Annotated in this window: 18 protein-coding genes; all 18 read left to right on the top strand. The window is 32.9% G+C overall.

Going from position 1 to position 19,070, the window contains the following annotated elements:
- Positions 1–14 precede the first annotated feature (14 nt).
- The 18 genes from Q0829_RS24470 (at position 15) to ilvA (ending at position 19,066) form a co-directional block, all read left to right on the top strand.
- Complete coding sequence (locus tag Q0829_RS24470) at positions 15–1,139, top strand: DUF2891 domain-containing protein (RefSeq protein ID WP_298547923.1); 1,125 nt, start codon at positions 15–17, stop codon at positions 1,137–1,139.
- Between the two features lie 65 nt (positions 1,140–1,204).
- Positions 1,205–2,425 carry an Nramp family divalent metal transporter gene (locus Q0829_RS24475; protein WP_298547925.1) on the top strand — a complete coding sequence of 407 codons (1,221 nt, stop codon included), beginning with the start codon at positions 1,205–1,207 and terminating at the stop codon, positions 2,423–2,425.
- 27 nt (positions 2,426–2,452) lie between these two features.
- Positions 2,453–3,184: a 5-oxoprolinase subunit PxpA gene (gene pxpA / locus Q0829_RS24480; protein ID WP_298547928.1), complete on the top strand. Its 732-nt coding sequence runs from the start codon at positions 2,453–2,455 to the stop codon at positions 3,182–3,184.
- Positions 3,181–3,915, top strand: coding sequence for a 5-oxoprolinase subunit PxpB (gene pxpB, locus Q0829_RS24485; RefSeq protein ID WP_298547930.1), 735 nt, complete (start codon positions 3,181–3,183; stop codon positions 3,913–3,915). Before pxpA ends, pxpB begins: the two co-directional genes overlap by 4 nt.
- Positions 3,912–4,781 carry a biotin-dependent carboxyltransferase family protein gene (locus Q0829_RS24490; protein ID WP_298547933.1) on the top strand — a complete coding sequence of 290 codons (870 nt, stop codon included), beginning with the start codon at positions 3,912–3,914 and terminating at the stop codon, positions 4,779–4,781. Before pxpB ends, Q0829_RS24490 begins: the two co-directional genes overlap by 4 nt.
- Before the next feature lie 211 nt (positions 4,782–4,992).
- Complete coding sequence (gene gwsG / locus Q0829_RS24495; RefSeq protein ID WP_298547937.1) at positions 4,993–6,009, top strand: grasp-with-spasm system ATP-grasp peptide maturase; 1,017 nt, start codon at positions 4,993–4,995, stop codon at positions 6,007–6,009.
- A complete protein-coding gene (locus Q0829_RS24500; RefSeq protein ID WP_298547939.1) occupies positions 5,999–6,196 on the top strand; it encodes a hypothetical protein in 198 nt (65 codons plus the stop codon). The genes gwsG and Q0829_RS24500 overlap by 11 nt, the downstream gene beginning before the upstream one ends.
- Positions 6,186–7,199 carry a grasp-with-spasm system SPASM domain peptide maturase gene (gene gwsS / locus Q0829_RS24505; protein WP_298547941.1) on the top strand — a complete coding sequence of 338 codons (1,014 nt, stop codon included), beginning with the start codon at positions 6,186–6,188 and terminating at the stop codon, positions 7,197–7,199. The genes Q0829_RS24500 and gwsS overlap by 11 nt, the downstream gene beginning before the upstream one ends.
- Before the next feature lie 77 nt (positions 7,200–7,276).
- Complete coding sequence (locus Q0829_RS24510) at positions 7,277–7,450, top strand: hypothetical protein (protein WP_298547944.1); 174 nt, start codon at positions 7,277–7,279, stop codon at positions 7,448–7,450.
- Positions 7,451–8,009: 559 nt separating this feature from the next.
- A complete protein-coding gene (locus tag Q0829_RS24515; RefSeq protein ID WP_298547946.1) occupies positions 8,010–8,411 on the top strand; it encodes a hypothetical protein in 402 nt (133 codons plus the stop codon).
- A 671-nt stretch (positions 8,412–9,082) separates the two neighbouring features.
- A complete protein-coding gene (locus tag Q0829_RS24520) occupies positions 9,083–9,871 on the top strand; it encodes a histidine kinase (protein WP_298547949.1) in 789 nt (262 codons plus the stop codon).
- A gap of 16 nt (positions 9,872–9,887) precedes the next feature.
- On the top strand, positions 9,888–10,544 hold the full coding sequence (locus Q0829_RS24525) for a response regulator transcription factor (protein WP_298547952.1): 657 nt from the start codon (positions 9,888–9,890) through the stop codon (positions 10,542–10,544).
- Between the two features lie 670 nt (positions 10,545–11,214).
- The gene (gene ilvD / locus Q0829_RS24530) at positions 11,215–12,891 is read left to right on the top strand and encodes a dihydroxy-acid dehydratase (protein ID WP_298547954.1); all 1,677 of its coding nucleotides are present in this window, start codon (positions 11,215–11,217) and stop codon (positions 12,889–12,891) included.
- A 109-nt stretch (positions 12,892–13,000) separates the two neighbouring features.
- Complete coding sequence (ilvB, locus tag Q0829_RS24535; RefSeq protein WP_298547957.1) at positions 13,001–14,734, top strand: biosynthetic-type acetolactate synthase large subunit; 1,734 nt, start codon at positions 13,001–13,003, stop codon at positions 14,732–14,734.
- A gap of 2 nt (positions 14,735–14,736) precedes the next feature.
- Positions 14,737–15,270 carry an acetolactate synthase small subunit gene (gene ilvN / locus Q0829_RS24540; RefSeq protein WP_118462427.1) on the top strand — a complete coding sequence of 178 codons (534 nt, stop codon included), beginning with the start codon at positions 14,737–14,739 and terminating at the stop codon, positions 15,268–15,270.
- A gap of 195 nt (positions 15,271–15,465) precedes the next feature.
- Entirely contained in the window at positions 15,466–16,941 is a 1,476-nt protein-coding gene (ilvC, locus tag Q0829_RS24545; RefSeq protein WP_298547960.1) for a ketol-acid reductoisomerase, read from the top strand.
- Positions 16,942–17,213: 272 nt separating this feature from the next.
- A complete protein-coding gene (locus Q0829_RS24550) occupies positions 17,214–17,792 on the top strand; it encodes a methyltransferase domain-containing protein (RefSeq protein ID WP_298547963.1) in 579 nt (192 codons plus the stop codon).
- 8 nt (positions 17,793–17,800) lie between these two features.
- Positions 17,801–19,066: a threonine ammonia-lyase gene (ilvA, locus tag Q0829_RS24555; RefSeq protein ID WP_298547966.1), complete on the top strand. Its 1,266-nt coding sequence runs from the start codon at positions 17,801–17,803 to the stop codon at positions 19,064–19,066.
- Positions 19,067–19,070: the final 4 nt, after the last annotated feature.

Genomic DNA, 19,070 nt, shown 5'->3' on the forward strand with positions numbered 1-19,070 from the left:
AAAAATATTGACACATGAATCGATTAACTATTTTGTTTTTTTTGATGATTATTGCAGCTTGTAATACTTCAGAAAAGAATGCTAGTAAGTCAGCAGAACCATCTTTAATCAAAAAGGATAGTTCTAAAGTTATTGTAGAAAAACCCCTAAAATTAACAAAAAACCAAGCCAATACCTTGGCAGAATTACCTTTAGCTTGCATCCATACAGAGTATCCAAATAAATTGGGACAAACCATAGGAGGAAAAGAAGATTTGGGAGAACCTAAAATCTTACATCCTGCGTTTTATGGATGTTTTGATTGGCACTCGGCGGTTCACGGTCATTGGTCATTGGTGAAACTACTAAAGTCTTTTCCAGAACTGGAAAAAGCCACTGAGATAAAAACAAAGCTTACCCAAAGTATCTCCAAAGAAAACATAGAAGCAGAAATAGCATATTTTAATGCAAAACACAGTACATCATATGAACGAACCTATGGTTGGGCGTGGTTATTAAAACTAGCAGAAGAAATCCATACTTGGAAAGATCCAATAGCAATAGATCTGGAGCAAAACTTACAGCCATTGACTGATTTGATAGTGCAGCGATATATAGATTTTTTACCAAAACTGAAATATCCGATTCGAGTAGGTGAGCATACCAATACAGCATTCGGGTTGTCTTTTGCATTGGATTATGCAAACACTCTGAAAGATGAAAAACTTAAAAATATCATTGACTCTAGAGCAAAAGATTTTTATAGTAAAGATTCGGATTGCCCAATAGGTTGGGAACCTAGTGGATATGATTTCTTATCACCTTGTTTTGAAGAAGTAGATTTAATGCGTAAAGTATTAGATAAAGCTTCTTTTGATACCTGGATTAGTGATTTTATGCCACAACTTAAGAATCATAATTTTAAGATTGAGCTAGGAGAAGTTTCTGATCGTAGTGATGGAAAGTTGGTGCATCTGGACGGTCTTAATTTTAGCAGAGCATGGGTGTTGTATGGATTAGCAAGTCAATATCCAGAATATGAACATCTCATCACTGTAGCAAATCAACACGTAAAATATTCATTACCTAATCTGGTAGGGGACAGTTATGAGGGAGGTCATTGGCTGGGGTCATTTGCTATTTATGCGCTTGATGATTGATCTCATTAGATTGATCAATCAGACTTTAAAAGGTTTTGCATACATAATAATCAAAAAGTAAACATGTGAAAAAGTGGTTTTCTAACATCGGTCCGGGAACATTAGTAACAGCAGCTTTTATAGGCCCTGGAACCGTTACAGTATGTACATTGGCGGGAGTTCAATTTGGATATTCTTTATTGTGGGCGTTAGTGTTATCCATAATTGCGTGTATCGTTTTGCAGGAGATGTCAGCGCGTTTAGGAATTATTACTCAAAAAGGTTTGAGTGAAGTAGTAAAATCACAATTCAATAACAAAATAATAAGATGGATACTAATTGCAGTTATTCTTTCAGCTATTTTTATAGGGAATGCTGCATACGAAGCAGGTAATATTAGTGGAGGTGTATTAGGGTTGTCTACTATTTTAGGATCACCCATGATGAAGATAGGTGCTATCTCTATTAATTATATGAGTATCACTATTGGGGTAATAGCCTTTATACTATTGTATATAGGTAATTATAAAGTGTTAGAACGCAGTTTAGTAGTACTCGTATTATTTATGAGTATCGCATTTATTATAACCGCAATTGTTACAAAACCGGATCTCTCTCTGTTATTCAAAGGTTTTGTACCTGATCTATCAGCGGATAAAATACTCACAATTGTAGGGTTGATAGGTACGACTGTTGTTCCTTATAATTTGTTTCTTCATGCATCCATAGTCAGTGAAAAATGGAAAACTAAGGAAGACCTCCCTGCTGCCAGAAAAGACACTATTGTAGCAATAGTATTAGGAGGATTGGTCTCCATGGCAATTATAATAGCCGGAGCAGCTATCCAGCAAACAGAAGTGAATAATGCAGCCGATTTGGCAAAAGGGTTAGAACCAGTTTTTGGATCCATGGCAAAATATGTATTGTCATTGGGATTATTTGCAGCCGGAATTACTTCTGCAATCACCGCACCTTTGGCTGCAGCTTACGTGGTAAAAGGATGTATGGGATGGCAAGATGGATTGAAAAATAAATCATTCAGGTTCGTATGGATGTTTATACTTTTTTTGGGTGTTTTGTTTTCTTCTTTAGGAATAAAATCGATTGTAATTATCCGGTTTGCTCAAGTAGCAAATGGGCTTCTTTTGCCTATCATAGCAATCTTCCTTTTATGGGTAATGAATCAGAAAAATATTTTGGGGAATTTTACTAATTCTTTGAAACAAAATTTACTTGGTTTTATGATTGTGTTTATTACTTGTTTTTTAGGATTTAGAGGTATATGGAAAGTAATTGAAAATTTGTAAGAAAAATCTTTATTAAAAGTAGGAATTTTGAAAAGAGTAATATTGAATTCTGATGTTGGGGAAGAGGCTGGTTTTGATGAGCAAATCATGCCATATATATCCTGGTGTAATATTGCGTGTGGAGCACATGCAGGTAATGACCAAGTGATTCAAAAAACAATTGATCTTGCATTACGATACCAAGTGAAAATTGGAGCGCATCCTTCATACCCAGATCATGAAAATTTCGGAAGAGTAGTGATGGATATTTCATATCAAGATCTTGTTGAAACATTAACAGAGCAAATTCAAAAAGTAAAATACTTTACAGAAAAAAATGGAGGGCAGTTACATCATGTAAAACCTCATGGCGCATTATATAACCAAGCTATGAAAAGTAACGAGGTTGCGAGTGCAATTATTAATTCTGTTAAAAATATCGATAGAAGTTTGATTATTATAACATCTAAAGATTCTTTGATTTCTTATATTTGTAAGGAAGATATTGAGGTTAGATATGAAGTTTTTGCTGATCGGAATTATAATAATGATTTGACATTGGTTTCGCGTACAGAAGATGATGCATTATTAACAGAGCCGAAAAAAGTTTTTGATCATGTGTTTAGAATGATTTCTGATGGAAAAGTAAAAACAATAAAAGGAGAGGAGTTGCCGGTTTTTTTTGATACGATTTGTGTGCACGGCGATAATCCAAAATCGGTTCAAATTTTAGAACATATATATAAGGAGTTTTTGAAACGAAATTATGTGATCAAATGAAAGATTTAGAAACTAAATTTCAATACAAACACTTTGGTGAGGATGCAATTTTGATTCAAGGACCGCCTATAATTGACGAAATTTTATTAGAATCATTACTTTTTTATAAAAAATCAATTGAAAAATTTTATGATAAACTAATTGTTGAGGTAATCTTATCATATAACTCGTTATTAATTTACTATACATCTACTATAGAGGATATCTATGACGAAATTTTAACACTTAAATCATTGTTTTTTGATGATTTTGATCGTCAGACATTAAAAAGGCGTCTGTGGAAAATCCCAGTTTGTTATTCAGAATCACTTGCTCCAGAGCTCTCTTCTTTTGCGATTAATAAATCTATGGATATTGATGAGATAGTCTCTTTACATACTACTCCCTTGTATACTGTTTATTTTATTGGGTTTCTTCCCGGTTTTTTGTATTTAGGTGGGTTAGATAATAAGTTGGTTACTCCCAGGAAATCTACTCCAAGTTTAAAACTAGAAAAAGGATCAGTTGCTATCGGTGGAAGTCAAACAGGGGTTTATCCAAGTGATAGTCCTGGAGGTTGGCATGTAATAGGAAAAACACCTATTGATTTTTTTGATATAAATTTAGAAAAACCTTGCTTCGCTTCTCCTGGAGATAAAATTCAATTTATGTCGATAGAAGAGTATAAATATAACGATATAAGTGAATTAGTAAAAAGAGGATGTTTTATGCTAGAAAGTGATGTTTTATGATTGATGGCTTAGAAATAATTTCTTCTGGTTTGTATACTACTATTCAAGATAATGGTCGTTTTGGTTTTTCTAAATTCGGAGTTCCTAAAAGTGGTGCTATGGATTTACAGTCTTTTTTTTTAGCGAATGCAATTTTGAATAATGATAAAAATTGTGCGGTTATAGAATGGACTATCATACCTCCGGTTTTAAAATTTCATAAGAGTACAGTTGTTACAATTACAGGCGCTGTTTGTATGCCATATTTAAATGATATGAAACAAAAAATGAACTGTCAGTTACAAGTTCATGAAGGAGATATTTTAAGGCTTAAAAATGTTACAAAAGGGGTGTATGGTTTTGTAGGAATTAAATTCGGATTTCAATCGGAAGAAGTTTTTAATAGTAGATCTCAATACAAAATGATTACTACTTCATCAATACTTCAAAAAAGTGATGTTGTTTCTTATAAAAAGTTTGTCGATTTTTCGGCATCTAATTCATCTATTCATATACCTGTTTTTTGGTGTGAATCTAACTTGATCCCTGTTTTCAAAGGACCAGATTTTGATCTCTTGTCATCATCACAAAAAGTTGATTTATTACACATGGATTTTACAATTTCTAAAGATAGAAATCGCATGGCTATTCCTTTATATGAATTGTTAGAAAATGACTTGGATTCCATGTTAACTTCTCCAGTGTTACCGGGTACAGTTCAATTGACTCCATCTGGTAAATTGATAGTTTTGATGAGAGATTGTCAAACTACTGGAGGATACCTACGAGTATTGCAATTAGCTAATGATGCTATTAATAGAATAGCTCAAAAAAGAATGGGTGAAAGGATAAGTTTTAAACTTCAATCTTATCGGGACATTATATAAAATTCATAGTTACCAATTTGATATGGCAGTTTTAATATTGTAAATTTCGGATCTATAATTCATTTACTGTTGAATGTAAAAAAAAGATTCAAGGATACCAATAGGAGAGCTCTTAGTGTTTTCCCTAAAGTCTATTAAAACTAAGGAAAATATACAATATTCTCGTACTATTTAATCTTTGTGATTACTATGATAATATAAATAAGTAAATATGCCTCTAATATTTTCTCAAGAATTAGATTTTCCTACTAATAGAGTACTTGACTGGTTATCTTTTTATAATGCAGATTATCGAAAATATACAGGATTAAATTTAAAGGATGATTTCTCATTTAGTGATAAAAAAATCACGATATCTCTAGGAGGAATAAATAATGAAAATTCCATAAAGATAAAAGATAAGAATCTTGATAATGTCAACCCCTTTCCTGTCTGGTTTCGGAGACCAAATATAGTATCAAATCCTTTTATTGCTGATTTTGAATATGAAAACACTTATCCGGAAAATCTTTTCAATTATGCATTGAAACAAAGAAACACAGTCTTTTGGAATTACTTAGGATATAAATTGGAGTCAGATAATCATTTGGGCTCTTTTAAAACTATTTCTCTAAATAAACCTATTGTCCTTGAGTTGGCCCAGAAATTTGGACTTACAATTCCTAGTACTTTAATAACGAATTCCAAAGATGATTTAACGCTTTTTTTTGAAACCAATAATAAAAGAATTATAACCAAATCTATTGAAGAAATTATTCCAGATTATAAGCATTATATTAACAATGAAGAATATTTTTATTTCTATCAAATCACTAATTTACTCGAGAGTTTGGATAATACTCCAAGTAAATTTGCACCTTCTCTATTTCAAGAATATATAGACAAGAAATACGAAATTAGAACTGTTTTTGTTGATGGAAAATGCTACTCTGCATGCATATTTACTCAAATTAACGAAGATACTAAAGTTGATATGAGAAATAGAAAGGCAAATCATTTTACAAGGTATATGCCTTATAAACTAGATTCTGAGATTGAAGTTGGTGTTTTAAAACTAATGAATCATTTAGAATTAAATTTTGGAGTTATTGATTTTATAAAATCAATAAATAATAAATATTATTTCTTAGAAATTAACCCTGTAGGACAATATGGCGATGTGTCATTATATTGTAACTATGGATTACATAAGAAAATCGCAGAATTTTTAATTAAAAATGAAGACTAAAAATAATACCCATAAGGTAAATATTTCTGAAAGTGAAATAATTTCTTTTGACTTATACTATATAACAAGTGTTAAAAAGAAAGAAATACCCAGAGAAGAGCTTAAAGTAGAAATGGATAGGTATTACGGTAAAGGTATGATCGGAGATTTTTACAAAAATAATTCGAATATATTCCATGATAAATAATAAAGATCATTTTCTTTTATTTACTACTTGTGTCCCCGTAAAGGGGCATGAAAGTAGTTTGATAATGGATTTAGATAAAGGTGAGTATTTAGAAATTCCAAACGAATTATATGATATTTTGGTTGCAGATCATTTTACCTATGACATAGGGGGAATAAAGGGTTTGTTTAATAATGAATTTGATAGAGGAATTGATCAATATTTTCAGTTTTTAGTTGATAATCATTATGGTTTTTATACATCAAATCCATCGCCTTTTCAAAAATTACCCATGCATTTTGATTCTCCACATAAGATAATATCTTCCGTTGTGGCTATAAATAAAGAGTCAAAATATGATGTGAGAAAAGTTTTTCAACAATTAGATAAATTGGACTGTCAGTTATTGCAAATTCGTATTTATGATAATATAGAGATGTCTCGAATCATAAATGCACTAAAAGTATTAAAGAAAAGTTCAATTAGAATTATTGAATTATACGTGCCAGCCTTTTTAAATTTAAGTGACGAAGTTTTAAAAAATATAATAGTTGACTTTTCTAGGGTTTCAATAACTGTTTATGGAGCACAAGAAAGTAAGAAAGATAATTTAGTAGAAGGCTCATCTCGGATAATTAGATATACGGATCAAAAACTTTTGAATAATTCAAAAGAGGTATATTCTACGGATCTCTTTATAGTGTCACACGAAATGTTTTTAGAAGCTGTAAATTATAACTCTGGATTATATAGAAAAGTGTGTATAGACTATAAGGGGAATATAAAAAACTATCTGTCCCATGAAACTGTTTATGGAAATATAGAAGGTGATTTGATTGCTGAAATTATTCAAAAAGAAGAATTTAAGGAGAAGTATTATTTGAAAAACGATCTAATCGAAAAATGTAAAGATTGTCAATTTCGATATATGTGTTTAAGTAATTCTGAAATTGAGAAAAAAGGTGAAAATTATCATAAATTAGACACGTGTAACTACAATCCGTATAAAAATGCTTGGGAGTAATTCGTTGATATTTAACTTAAAATTAAGACTTAACAAATAGTTGTTCTTTATTTTAGTGAGAACCTAAAATTAATATTATGAAAAAAAGGAAATTAGATTCTTTGTCGCTAAAGTTTGAGAAGCAACAAATTAGCAAATTAACAAATATAAAAGGTAAGTCAATAGATTATGCTTGCGCACATGGTGTTATTGGTGGAGATCGAGGAGGAGCATCCAATGGCTGTTCATGGTTTACAAATTGTACTGAATGATAGATGTAATTTTAATCTAACTAATTTTCAAAACTCTCCTTGAAAGTTAAGAAAAAGCTCTAAAAACTCAGATTTTATTTGACTAAAAAATAAATCTTCTTCTATAGAATATATAGAAAGCTTTGTTTGGTAAATTATTCATTGATAATCCAATTTTGAAAATTCTTATTTTTTATTAATAAGAAAATTATATGTTTTAAAAAAAAATTCTTCTCTCTTGGAAGAATTTTTTTTATATACGAGATTTAACTTTTGTAAGATGTAAGAATAAAAACAGTTTTTCATTTTTTAATAGAAATTGTGTTTACTAATCAAGTTTCTAAAATAATATTTATTTAATTGTATAACAACAGGGGTATATCCACCCTTTTTTACCAGGGGGAAAACCCCCTAAGTGTGTTTTTTTGTAAATTTATAAAATACATTTAAGTGCTTGATTTTAAGATTTTTAAACTTGAGGTTTTACCGTAATCAGATTAAGGAAAAGGGGTGGTGTATTTGTGTAAAACATTGTTTTTTGGATATATTAGCAACTATTAACCCAAAAATATTTAATGTTATGGCAAAAAAAATACAAAGACCGGAAAAGTGTATTACGGAAAATGAAGCAAGAGAATTGCATGATAAGTGGTGTGCAAAAAGAGGAAAACGTCTTCAAAAGAAACTTGGATTCGAAGATGCGCGTGAGTTTCATTGGTCTGTTGCAGAGCTAGAAGAGTATTTAGCTTATGTAAAACAGGAGTCAGAAGAACAAGGAATTAAGGATCCGGGTATAAGAATATATATGGGAGCATATCCTAAATCAAAATGTAAAATGGGTAAAGGAATGTCTACGCTGTTTTTAGCACCGACAGGCTCACGTCCTGGAGCTTCTGGTAAAGGTCCTGGTGATCCTGAAAATAATTATAATATAGACGCTTTTAATAGGGGTGGAACAGGCTTCCCTCCGAATGACTATTAATCAGAAATGTTGTATTTAATATTAATAAATTTCTTTGAACTTTTAGCGGCAGTAGTCGGAACAGTTTACATTACAAAGTATCGAGTTGATAAAATTTCTCGATACTTTGTTTATTTTCTATGGGTTACAGTTTTATTTGATACTTTCTTTAGTTGGTTCCCATTTTTAATTTTTAATCACGAATCATTACACTTTTTAAAGAATACTTTTTTATATGAAAACCATTGGGCTTATAATTCTTATGATATTATAAGTTTTTCTTTTTACTTGTTTTTGTTTTTAAATTATATTGAATCATTAAAAGTGAAAAAAATAGGATTCTATGTTATTTTAATTTTCATAATAACTTCTCTATTAAATTTGGCTTTTTCAGGTGTTTTCTTTAAATCTCCTGCACTATATAGTTTAATAATAGGAACATTATTGTTGTTGATTTTTATTGTTTACTTTTATTTTCAGGTATTACAAAGTGACAAAATTTTGGATTTTTATAAAATTCTAGTATTTTATATTTCTGTAGGCACATTGGTGTATCATATATTAGTGAATCCGATATTTATTTATGGTGAGTATTATAGTGAGGAAAGTCCGAACTATCATAAAATCTATAGGTCAATATTGACTTTCGCCAATATTTTTATGTATACTTGTTATATTATTGGATTTCTGGTATGCTTGAGGAAGAACAAATCTTACTAATTATTTATTTCACCGTTATCATTTTGTTTTTTGCGATATTCGGTATCATGTTCTTTGTTGCTTTCCAGCGACGAAAAAACAAATTGCTACTGGAGCGATTCAAAGCTCAACAACGTTTTGATGAAGAACTACAAAACTCCAAACTAGAAATCCAAGAACAAACTCTTAAGAATGTAAGTTGGGAATTGCACGATAATATCGGTCAATTGTTATCTACAGCAGTCATGCAGATCAATATTTTAAGCACCAATCTGGAGCCAACAATCAAAGAATCTGTACAAGATATAAGAGGTCTGGTAGGAGATAGTCTTCAAGAAATAAGAAACTTATCTAAAACCCTCAATCATGAGGTAATCCAGAATATAGGGTTAGAGAAGTCGATACAAGTAGAGTTAGATCGTTTTAAAAAACTCAATTTTCTTACCCCCGAATTTATAGTAACCGGAGAAGAATTAGTGATCAATCCTAAAGACGAAATTATTATATACCGTATTATTCAGGAGTTTTTTTCCAATACGATAAAACACGCAGAAGCATCACATCTTTTAGTAAAATTAAAGTATACAGAAGACGATCTCACAATTATCGTGCAAGATGATGGAGTAGGGTATGATATGAAGTCTGTACAGGCTAATTCTGGTTTGTTAAATATGAAAAGTAGAGCAGCTTTGATTAACGCAAATTTAGATTGTGTATCAGAACTGGGTAAAGGAGTATTGCTTACCTTGCGATATCCATTTAAATATGAGGATAAGATATAATGAAATTTAAATCAAAATGAAGAAAAAAACTGTTGTTATTGTAGATGATCATCTTCTATTTGCGCAATCCTTAGAAAGTCTTATCACGAATCTAGAAGGTTATGAAGTGTTGGCAATCCTTAAGAACGGGAAAGAGCTTACACAATACTATCTGCATAAAAGAAAAAAACCTGAGTTAGTTTTACTAGATGTAAAGATGCCGGTGATGGATGGTATCCAAACCATGCAGTGGCTTAAAGAAAATCAACCAGAACAGAAGGTCTTGGCGTTGACTATGGAAGATGATGAGGAAACCATTATAAAAATGCTTAGAGCTGGGGCCAGGGGGTATTTGTTAAAGGATATTCATCCTGAGAATTTTGAGTTTGCTATGAAAATGGTTATAGAGCAAGGGTTTTATTATTCCAGCAAAATAGAAACCGCCCTTAAGTATACTGAAAAGCCAGATGAGGATGTGATTCAGAATCTTGCGGATAAGTTAACAGATAGAGAATGGACATTTCTAAAATATGCGTGTTCTGAGCTTACGTATAAAAGTATTGCTGGTGAAATGAATTTAAGCCCTAAGACTATCGAGAACTATCGCGAATCTGTTTTTAAAAAATTACAAGTAAAAACCCGAGTTGGATTGGTGATATATTGCATGAAAAATAACTTATTCAAGCTGGATTAAAAAACAACTTAATAAGAAATTATGTCTAAAATAGATTCCAGACTAGGTTATAAACTCAAAAAGAACAGAGCGTTTAAATGAGATTGACCTACCTTTAAATATAGAATTTGTTTTTAAGAAATATTATTTACTATATTTACCACATAAATGAAAACAAGCAACATCAATATTATTAATGTCATTAGTAACGTCGTGATTATTTCACCGCGATGAAAGGGATATTTATAATATAAAATATATTAAAATCCCTTTACGTCAGTAAAGGGATTTTTTTTAACCCATATTTAAAAGATGGTAATGAAAGCAATAAAGAATATTAGTATCAATGTCATTAGTATCGTCGTGATTATTTCACTACGATGATGGGATATTGATATAACTTATATACTAAACTCCCTTCGAAATCTGAAGGGAGTTTTTTTATGTCAAAAAATAAAGTGTAACAAAAATTAACAAATAGTGATTGTAAATAAAATGAGCATAAGTATCTGTAAATCAGTATTTAATATGTGTTTAGTGATGGTTGGATGTTGTAAGCCTATTGAATAAAAATCAACAGTTTAGTCATTACGAAATAGTTTTATACTGTGGTTTATTTGATTAGTTATGAATTTGTCAAAAAAACGGTTAAAATTTTAAATAATTATTAAAAAATTCACATTCAAAAGGAATGAGCATTAATAAATATAGTAAACAGGTTACACAAGACGATACACAACCGGCTGCACAAGCGATGCTACATGCAATTGGTTTAACCGATGAAGACTTTAAAAAGCCTCTAGTAGGTATTGCAAGTACAGGTTATGAAGGAAATCCGTGTAACATGCATCTTAATGATTTAGCAAAGCTTGTAAAACAGGGAACGAAAGAAGAGGGTGTAGTAGGATTGATATTTAATACGATTGGTGTTAGCGATGGTATTTCTATGGGAACACCAGGAATGCGTTTCTCATTACCATCCAGAGATGTAATTGCAGATTCGATGGAGACCGTTGTACAAGCTATGTCTTATGATGGGATGGTAACAGTAGTAGGATGTGATAAAAATATGCCCGGAGCATTAATGGCAATGATACGATTAAACCGTCCATCTATTTTGGTGTATGGAGGAACTATTGCTTCTGGATTACACGCTGGAAAGAAATTAGATGTAGTTTCGGCTTTTGAAGCTTGGGGAGAAAAAGTAGCAGGAACAATTACACAGAACGAATATAAAAATGTAATCGAAAAAGCATGCCCTGGAGCAGGAGCTTGTGGTGGTATGTACACAGCGAATACAATGGCTTCTGCAATTGAAGCTTTAGGAATGTCTTTACCTTATAACTCATCAAATCCCGCGATTAGTAATCATAAAGAAGAAGAGAGTATTGCAGCAGGTCGTGCGATGCGAACACTTTTAGAAAAAGATATTAAGCCATTAGATATTGTTACCAAAAAATCTTTAGAAAATGCGATACGATTGGTTACGGTATTAGGAGGCTCTACCAATGCGGTATTACACTTTTTAGCAATTGCCAGAGCTGCGGATGTAGAATTCACTTTAGCAGATTTTCAGCGAATAAGTGATGAGACCCCATTTTTAGCGGATCTTAAACCAAGTGGTAAATATTTGATGGAAGATGTACACGAAGTAGGTGGAATTCCTGCTGTGCTAAAATATTTATTAAAGAAAGGATTATTGCATGGAGATTGTTTGACCGTTACCGGAAAAACGTTGGCGGAAAATTTATTGGATGTTCCGGACCTTTCTGAAGGGCAAGATGTGATAAAACCTTTAGAGAATCCGATCAAGCCTACAGGACATTTAAGGATCATGTTTGGTAATCTGGCACAAGATGGTTGTGTAGCAAAAATTACAGGTAAAGAAGGACTTCGTTTTCAAGGAAAAGCGATAGTGTTTGATAGCGAATATGATGCTAATGATGGAATAAGAGATGGTAAAGTAGCAAAAGGAAATGTAGTCGTCATTAGGTACGAAGGTCCAAAAGGAGGTCCCGGAATGCCAGAAATGTTAAAACCAACAGCGGCAATTATGGGAGCGGGCCTTGGTAAAGAAGTAGCACTAATTACTGACGGTAGATTCTCTGGAGGAACTCATGGGTTTGTGGTAGGACATATCACTCCAGAAGCACAAGAAGGAGGCTTGATAGCATTAGTAAAAGATGGAGATATCATCACTATTGATGCCGAAACAAATTCCATTACAGTTGCGATAGAGGAAGAAGAAATTGAAAGAAGAAAAGCTTCTTGGGTTCAACCACCATTGAAATTCAGTAAAGGAGTTTTATATAAATATGCAAATACAGTTTCGTCGGCATCTCAAGGATGTGTAACAGATGAATTTTAATGAAAACTTCAATATGTAAAGTATTTGAAGTCGATAGTTTGTTATTCCGATGAAAATGGGAATCTAAAAAACATTTCAGTATTACTGGAACATAAAAATATATAGCGTAATGGAAACACAAACGCAAACAATAGAAAAGGAAACTAAAGAGACGACTGGTCATATGACAGGAGCAGAAGCTGTAATACATTGCTTATTATCAGAAGGCGTGGATCTAATTTATGGCTACCCTGGTGGAGCAATTATGCCAGTCTATGATGAATTGTATAAATTTCAGGACAGATTACAACATATACTTACTAGACATGAACAGGGAGCAACACATGCGGCACAAGGATATGCCAGAACGAGTGGTAAAGTCGGTGTTGCAATTGCAACATCTGGCCCAGGAGCTACTAATTTTGTAACAGGAATTGCTGATGCTCAAATTGATTCTACACCTATGGTATGTATTACAGGGCAAGTTGGTTCTCATTTATTAGGTTCTGATGCTTTTCAGGAAACGGATATTATAGGAATTTCTACACCAATCACTAAATGGAATCATCAAGTAACCAAAGCTGAAGATATCCCTTCTGTGTTAGCCAAGGCATTTTATATTGCACGTTCCGGTCGTCCTGGTCCAGTTTTAATCGATATAACAAAAGATGCTCAGTTTGGTGAGCTTGACTTTAAATATGAAAAATGTAAAGGAGTAAGAAGCTATAAACCGGTACCTGAAACAGATCCTGAAACATTGGAACAAGCTGCTAGTTTGATTAACAGTGCAAAAAAACCAATGATTGTTTTCGGTCAAGGTGTTATTCTCGGTGAAGCAGAAGAGGAATTAAAGAACTTTATTGAAAAAACTAATATTCCATCAGCCTGGACCATTTTAGGATTGTCAGCATTGCCGACTGCTCATCCACTTAATGTAGGTATGGTAGGAATGCATGGTAATTACGGACCTAATAAACTTACGAATGAATGCGATCTTCTTTTGGCAATAGGAATGCGTTTTGATGATCGTGTTACCGGTAATTTAGAAACGTATGCAAAACAAGCTAAAGTAATTCATTTTGAAATTGACCCTGCAGAAGTAAATAAAAATGTAAAGGCTGATGTAGCAGTTATGGGCGATGTGAAAAGTACGCTAGCAGAAATACTTCCTATGGTAACGTCTAATAATCACGAAGCTTGGTTGCAGGAATTTAAAGATTTTGATACTATAGAATATGATAAGGTGATCAAAGAAGAACTATACCCTTCTAAAGAAGGGCTTTCTATGGGAGAAGTTCTAAGAGGTATTAATGAGGAAACAAAAGGAGATGCTGTTATTGTTTCTGATGTAGGACAGCACCAAATGATTGCTTGTAGATATGCAGAGTTTGTAAAATCTAAAAGTAATGTAACTTCTGGAGGTCTAGGAACCATGGGGTTTGCATTACCTGCTGCTATTGGAGCAAAAATGGGAGCTCCTGAACGTGAAGTTGTAGCTATTATTGGAGATGGTGGATATCAAATGACTATACAAGAATTGGGAACTATTTTTCAGACTCGAGTACCTGTGAAGATAGTGGTTCTTAATAATGATTTTTTAGGTATGGTGCGTCAGTGGCAACAATTGTTTTTTGATAAAAGATATGCGTCAACAGAAATGGTAAATCCTGATTTTGTAACGATTGCAAAAGGATATCATATAGCAGCCAAAAGAGTAACGAAAAGAGAAGAATTGCAATCGGCAATTCAGGAAATGATAGCTTCAAAAGAACCTTACTTTTTAGAAGTATGTGTAGAAAAAGAAAATAATGTATTTCCGATGATACCAACAGGAGCATCGGTTTCGGATATAAGATTGAGTTAGTTATGGAGAGAGAATGTTATACCATATCAGTATATACTGAGAACAACATAGGATTGCTGAACAGAATATCGGCAATCTTTCTGAAGCGTCATATCAATTTAGATAGTATGACGGCATCGGTTTCGGAAATTAAAGATGTTTTTCGATTTACCATTGTGGTAAAAATAACCGAAGAACAGGTTAAGAAATTAGTAGGTCAGATCGAAAAGCAAATAGAGGTTATTAAGGCTTTTTATCATAAAGATGATGAAACGATTTATCAGGAAACTGCTTTGTTTAAAGTAGCATCAAAACTTCTGTTCGAAGAAAGACAAATCCAGAATGTTATTAAGGAAAGTAATTCAAACATCGTCACGGTAACACCAGAGTTTTTTGTTTTGGAAAAAACAGGAAGGCGTAAAGAGGTAGAAGAGTTATATGATAAATTAGAGCCGTATGGTTTAATGCAATTTGTACGTTCTGGTAGAATCGCTGTTACAAAAGAAAAAATGCATATATCAAAAATAATAGAAAGTTTTGGAGTAGAGACGGTGTAAGGGATAGCAACGACATCCTTTTTTACGTAAGTTCGAGTATCCGACCTAAGTGGATGTATCGAGAACCAGTAAAAAAGATATAGTGAATAGCCCGATCTGCCTCAGGCGGAATACACCAAAAGAAAAACAAACAACTAAAAATCAAAATTAAATAGATTTCCGTGTAAACGGAAGTAACCACAAATTAAGAAGGAAATGGCAAATTATTTTAATACGCTATCATTAAGAGATCAATTAACACAATTAGGGAAATGTAGATTTATGGACTCTTCTGAGTTTACAGATGGAGTTGAAGTACTTAAAGGAAAAAAAATAGTCATCGTAGGTTGCGGAGCACAAGGACTGAACCAAGGATTAAATATGAGGGATTCAGGCTTGGATATTTCATATACACTTCGTGAAGCTGCTATTAAAGAGAAAAGACAATCATATAAAAACGCTACCGAGAATGGGTTTGCAGTAGGAACGTATGAAGAATTAGTTCCTAATGCAGATGTAGTGATTAACCTTACACCAGATAAGCAACATACACAGGTGGTGAATACCGTGATGCCATTAATGAAGAATGGAGCAACATTATCGTATTCCCATGGATTTAATATTGTAGAAGAAGGAATGCAGGTAAGAGAAGATCTTACGGTTATTATGGTAGCACCAAAATGCCCAGGTTCCGAGGTGAGAGAAGAATATAAAAGAGGATTTGGAGTACCAACACTTATTGCTGTGCATCCAGAGAATGATCCTCAAGGTCACGGATTGGCTCAGGCAAAAGCATATGCAGTAGGAACTGGAGGTGATAGAGCAGGTGTTTTAGAATCTTCCTTTGTTGCAGAAGTGAAATCGGATCTTATGGGAGAGCAAACAATCCTATGTGGACTTTTGCAAACAGGTTCAATTCTTTGTTTTGACAAAATGGTAGAAAAAGGAATCGATGCAGGATATGCTTCTAAATTAATTCAGTATGGATGGGAAACCATTACAGAAGGATTGAAATATGGAGGTATTACAAATATGATGGATAGATTATCGAATCCTTCAAAAATAAAAGCATTCGAACTTTCTGAAGAGTTAAAGGATATTATGCGTCCGTTATTCCAAAAGCATATGGATGATATTATCGGTGGTCATTTTTCTAAAACGATGATGGAAGATTGGGCAAATGATGATAAAAATTTGTTGTCATGGAGAGCTGCAACTGGTGAAACGGCATTTGAAAAAACACCAGCTGGTAATGTAGAGATTTCTGAACAAGAATTTTATGATCATGGAGTATTAATGGTTGCTATGGTAAGAGCAGGAGTGGAACTAGCTTTTGAAGCAATGACATCGTCTGGTATTATAGAAGAATCAGCATATTATGAATCTTTACATGAGACTCCACTTATTGCCAATACGATAGCGCGTAAAAAGTTATTCGAAATGAACAGAGTAATTTCGGATACTGCAGAGTATGGATGTTATTTGTTTGATCATGCGTGTAAACCTTTATTAGGAGATTTTATGAAAAAGATCGATACGGATGTAATTGGTAAAGCATATGATGCCGGTAAAAGTAACGGAGTTGATAATGCAAAGTTAATCGAAGTAAACGCTGCTTTAAGAAATCATCCTATAGAAACTGTAGGAGCAAGGTTGAGAGCCTCTATGACGGCTATGAAGCCAATAGTATAAAAATATTCGTCGATTCGAGTACTTCGACCTGAGGAGAAGTGTATCGAGAATGAGATTTTGAATAATTGAAGCTTTTCTCGATACAATTTTTCTTCATTTTATTACGAAAAATCACTCGAAATGACGCTTCAAATAATTTATTTGTCTAGCTGGGTCTGTCGAAGTTTTTTTGAGATGTGTATTGTGTAATCTTTGATGGACTCAGACTAGAGAAATTGTTGATCACTTTTTTATATACTATTTGTGGTGATTGTTTTTAAAAGTCATATGAAATGAATGATCTTGTTGTGGCTTATAAGCCCGCTATTTATAATTTAATAGAAGAAAAGTCTCGAGAGATCGGTTTTACCATGCCGTCCGATCTTTATGTTGGATCTTTGTTAAAAACATTAATATCTTCAAAACCTAAATCTAATATATTAGAATTAGGAACCGGAATTGGTTTGTTATTGTCCTGGATGATTGATGGAATGGACTCAGAATCAAAACTGATAACAATAGATAATGATCCGACTTTAATAAGTATTGCTCAGGATTTTTTTGGTAACGATCATAGAGTATCCATTGTTTGTGAAGATGGAACAAAATGGTTACGAACATACAAAGGAAACAAATTTGATTTGGTTTTTGCCGATGCTTGGCCAGGCAAATATAGCGAGATAGATAAAGTGTTGGAATTGATCAAAATTGGTGGTTTTTATGTGGTTGACGATATGAGTGCTCAGGAAAATTGGCCAGATGAACACCAGAAAAATGTAGATCAATTAATAGGATATTTAGAAGGAAGAGAAGATATTTTTTTGACTAAAATGAATTGGTCTACTGGATTAGTTATAGCAGTAAAAAAGTAATAAGAAAAATGAATACAGAAGTAACTACATATTTTCCCGAATTAGAAGATATACAAAAGGCAGCCTCTACGATAAAAGAGGTGTCTATGGTTACTCCTTTAATGAATAGTATTCGTTATTCCAGAATGTACGATGCTAATGTACTATTGAAAAGAGAAGATCTACAACGAGTTAGGTCTTATAAAATAAGAGGGGCTTTTAATAAGATTAGTTCTCTAACTAAAGAGCAATTGGCTAAAGGAGTAGTATGTGCTAGTGCAGGAAACCATGCCCAAGGTGTCGCTTTTGCTTGTCATCATTTAGAAATACAAGGTACTATTTATATGCCATCTGTAACACCAAAACAGAAGGTAGAACAGACCCAAATGTTTGGAGGAGATTATGTGAAAATCGTACTGGAAGGAGACACCTTTGATGATGCGTCCAAAGCAGCAAAAGAATTATGTAATAAAGAAGAAAAAACCTTTGTTCATCCGTTTGATGATCCTAAAACTATCGAAGGGCAAGGAACAATAGGATTAGAGATTTTTAAGCAAACTGATGACCCGATTGATTACATTTTTGTAGCAATTGGAGGAGGAGGACTCGCTTCGGGATTATGTGGAGCTATGAAAGCACTATCTCCTAAAACTAAAATTATTGGTGTAGAGCCGAAAGGAGCACCTTCTATGCTGACCTCAATTCAACGAAATAAAAATACAGAGATTTTTGATATCGATAAGTTTATTGATGGAGCAGCAGTGCAAAAAGTAGGAGATTTAAATTTTGATATTTGTAGATCTCACTTGTCCGATATGATCACAGTTCCAGAAGGATTGGTGTGTCAGACTATCTTAGATTTATATAATCGAGATGCTATTGTGGTAGAACCTGCAGGGGCGTTGACATTGGCTGCATTAGAGTTTTATAAAGATAAAATAAAAGGGAAAAATGTAGTATGTATCGTTAGTGGAAGTAATAATGATATCACCCGTACTGCCGAAATTAAAGAGCGCGCATTACTATTTGCAGATCTGAAACATTATTTCATTGTTCGCTTTCCGCAGAGAGCAGGAGCTTTGAAACAGTTTGTTGGAGAAATTTTAGGTCCAAATGACGATATTACACATTTTGAATATTCTAAAAAATCAAGTAGAGAAAATGGCCCCGCAGTTGTTGGAATAGAACTAAAAGATAAAAATGATCTCCAGCCGCTTATTTCTAGAATGAAGAAACATAATTTCTTTGGAGATTATCTTAATGATAAACCAGATCTTTTTCAGTTTTTGGTTTGATGAG

It is taken from the genome of uncultured Aquimarina sp. (genome assembly GCF_947492405.1).
Classification (GTDB): Bacteria; Bacteroidota; Bacteroidia; order Flavobacteriales; family Flavobacteriaceae; genus Aquimarina.

What these genes read in the sequence shown, in the direction of transcription:
- Q0829_RS24470 (WP_298547923.1), top strand. Translation starts at nt 15, where the DNA reads ATGAATCGATTAACTATTTTGTTTTTTTTGATGATTATTGCAGCTTGT.
- ilvA (WP_298547966.1), top strand. Translation starts at nt 17,801, where the DNA reads ATGAATACAGAAGTAACTACATATTTTCCCGAATTAGAAGATATACAA.
- ilvD (WP_298547954.1), top strand. Translation starts at nt 11,215, where the DNA reads ATGAGCATTAATAAATATAGTAAACAGGTTACACAAGACGATACACAA.
- ilvC (WP_298547960.1), top strand. Translation starts at nt 15,466, where the DNA reads ATGGCAAATTATTTTAATACGCTATCATTAAGAGATCAATTAACACAA.
- Q0829_RS24525 (WP_298547952.1), top strand. Translation starts at nt 9,888, where the DNA reads ATGAAGAAAAAAACTGTTGTTATTGTAGATGATCATCTTCTATTTGCG.
- pxpB (WP_298547930.1), top strand. Translation starts at nt 3,181, where the DNA reads ATGAAAGATTTAGAAACTAAATTTCAATACAAACACTTTGGTGAGGAT.
- Q0829_RS24510 (WP_298547944.1), top strand. Translation starts at nt 7,277, where the DNA reads ATGAAAAAAAGGAAATTAGATTCTTTGTCGCTAAAGTTTGAGAAGCAA.
- gwsS (WP_298547941.1), top strand. Translation starts at nt 6,186, where the DNA reads ATGATAAATAATAAAGATCATTTTCTTTTATTTACTACTTGTGTCCCC.
- Q0829_RS24490 (WP_298547933.1), top strand. Translation starts at nt 3,912, where the DNA reads ATGATTGATGGCTTAGAAATAATTTCTTCTGGTTTGTATACTACTATT.
- Q0829_RS24500 (WP_298547939.1), top strand. Translation starts at nt 5,999, where the DNA reads ATGAAGACTAAAAATAATACCCATAAGGTAAATATTTCTGAAAGTGAA.
- ilvN (WP_118462427.1), top strand. Translation starts at nt 14,737, where the DNA reads ATGGAGAGAGAATGTTATACCATATCAGTATATACTGAGAACAACATA.
- Q0829_RS24515 (WP_298547946.1), top strand. Translation starts at nt 8,010, where the DNA reads ATGGCAAAAAAAATACAAAGACCGGAAAAGTGTATTACGGAAAATGAA.
- gwsG (WP_298547937.1), top strand. Translation starts at nt 4,993, where the DNA reads ATGCCTCTAATATTTTCTCAAGAATTAGATTTTCCTACTAATAGAGTA.
- ilvB (WP_298547957.1), top strand. Translation starts at nt 13,001, where the DNA reads ATGGAAACACAAACGCAAACAATAGAAAAGGAAACTAAAGAGACGACT.
- Q0829_RS24520 (WP_298547949.1), top strand. Translation starts at nt 9,083, where the DNA reads ATGCTTGAGGAAGAACAAATCTTACTAATTATTTATTTCACCGTTATC.
- Q0829_RS24550 (WP_298547963.1), top strand. Translation starts at nt 17,214, where the DNA reads ATGAATGATCTTGTTGTGGCTTATAAGCCCGCTATTTATAATTTAATA.